Here is a 2,040-nt window from a genome sequence, read left to right as displayed (position 1 = left end):
GGCGTAGGCGACACGTTTGTCGTGAATGCCTTTGAAGTAATAGTTGATACCGAGCTGCTTCACGCGGATACCGACGGAAGGCGCATCGCGGCCGGTAATAATCGCAGTTTGCACGCCGCTAGCCTGAAGCATTTTCAAACCGTGTCCGTCCAAAGTGTGGAACGATTTGATTTCTTCGCCGTTGTCGCGGATAAAAATGCGGCCGTCGGTCAAAACGCCGTCCACATCCAGTATCAGCAGTTTGATGCCTAAAGCGCGTTGTTGCAGGTCGGAAGAGAGGTTTTGCATAAGATTTCCTTATTTCAGACGGCCTATTCTAGCATAAGGCCGTCTGAAAACGTTTTTGCCGTCGATTCAGACAATTCGTGCCATCAATAAATCGTGCATGTTCAGCGCGCCAATCAGTACGCCGTTTTCTTCGACCACCAGCAAACCGTTCACATGGCCGCTTTGCATGGCTTTCAAGGCTTCGGTGGCTAGGCGGTCGGCGGAGATGGTTTTCGGCGAAGCGTGCATGATGTCGTCCACTTTCAAACCGGCAAAGCTGTCGCGTTCTTGAAACAGACGGCGTAAGTCGCCATCGGTAAATACCCCTTTCAGACGGCCTTCGGCATCGGTTACCGCCAACATGCCCAAGCCTTTTTCACTCATGCGGACAATGGCCTCTTTCAACGGAGTGCCCAACAAAACGGCAGGCAGGGCTTCGTCTTTGTGCATAATATCCGCCACACGCAACAGCAGGCGTTTGCCCAAGCTGCCGGCCGGATGGCTTAAAGCAAAATCGTCGGGCGTGAACGCACGTGCGCGCAGTAGGACAACCGCCAGTGCATCGCCCAACGCCATGACGGCGGTCGTACTGGAAGTCGGTGCAAGGCCGAGCGGACAGGCTTCTTTGGAAACCGCCGCGGTAATATGGATATCGGCATGACGCGCCATGGTGGAAGTCGGATGGGCAGTGATGCAGATAAGCGTGATGTTTTTGCGTTTCAACGCCGGAATAATCGCTGCAATTTCATCGCTTTCGCCGGAATTGGAAATGGCAATCACGACATCGTGGTCCACAATCATGCCCAAATCGCCGTGCGCCGCTTCGGCAGGGTGGACGAAAAACGCAGGCGTTCCGGTCGAAGCCATGGTTGCCGCCATTTTGCGGCCGATGTGTCCGGACTTGCCCATGCCGGTAATGACCACCCTGCCCTTGCAGTGCAACAACGCTTCCGCCGCACGGACAAAATCATGGTCCAAAGCCGCCGCAATTTCACGCAAACCTTCGGCTTCCGTATCCAATACATCGCGCGCCCAGTCGAGATAAAGTGTGTTTTCCGCCATCAAAGCCGCCTTTCATGCTTGAATTTAGGTTTGTTTTGCCCAAATTAATCAGCTGTAAACTGTTCAAATTCATCGAATCGGCGTAGCATTATCGCCACTTCACAAACAAACCTATTATGTAAAAGGAATCAGAGATGACTATTTTATCAGACGTTAAAGCATTAGGACAACAAATCTGGTTGGACAACCTCTCCCGTTCGCTGGTACAAAGCGGCGAATTGGCCGAAATGCTGAAACAGGGCGTGTGCGGCGTAACTTCCAATCCTGCCATTTTCCAAAAAGCCTTTGCAGGCGATGCCCTGTACGCCGACGAAGTAGCCGCGCTCAAACAGCAAGACCTGACCCCGAAACAACGCTACGAAACCATGGCGGTTGCCGATGTACAAGCCGCCTGCGACGTGTGCCTTGCCGAACACGAATCCACCGGCGGCAAAACCGGCTTCGTCAGCCTCGAAGTTTCACCCGAATTATCCAAAGACGCACAAGGCACGGTTGAAGAAGCGCGCCGCCTGCACGCCGCCATCGGCCGTAAAAATGCCATGATTAAAGTACCGGCAACCGACGAAGGCATCGAAGCGCTTGAAACCCTCGTTTCAGACGGCATCAGCGTCAACCTGACCCTGCTTTTCTCCCGCGCCCAAACCCTCAAAGCCTATGCGGCCTACGCGCGCGGCATTGCCAAACGTTTGGAGGCGGGACACGATGTTTCCC

3 protein-coding genes are annotated in these 2,040 nt (G+C 53.9%); 1 reads left to right on the top strand and 2 read right to left on the bottom strand.

What is annotated here, in order from left to right; all coding sequences use genetic code 11:
- Together ACTHUM_RS12300 and ACTHUM_RS12295 are read right to left on the bottom strand one after the other, a co-directional pair.
- Positions 1 to 288, bottom strand: a 288-nt coding sequence (locus tag ACTHUM_RS12300) for a KdsC family phosphatase (protein ID WP_440402989.1), incomplete at its 3' end; no start/stop codon positions are given.
- Positions 289 to 354: 66 nt separating this feature from the next.
- Positions 355 to 1,329, bottom strand: a complete 975-nt coding sequence (locus ACTHUM_RS12295; protein ID WP_003748334.1) for a KpsF/GutQ family sugar-phosphate isomerase — start codon at positions 1,327 to 1,329, stop codon at positions 355 to 357.
- Positions 1,330 to 1,463: 134 nt separating this feature from the next.
- Between ACTHUM_RS12295 and ACTHUM_RS12290 the strand changes: the two genes are divergently transcribed.
- Positions 1,464 to 2,040 (top strand): transaldolase family protein (locus ACTHUM_RS12290; protein WP_440402988.1); only part of this gene is annotated, 577 nt, incomplete at its 3' end.

Source organism: Neisseria sp. P0021.S006 (assembly GCF_051956895.1).
Note: the sequence above shows the minus strand (reverse complement) of the source record. Positions and strands in the feature narration are given on the sequence as shown.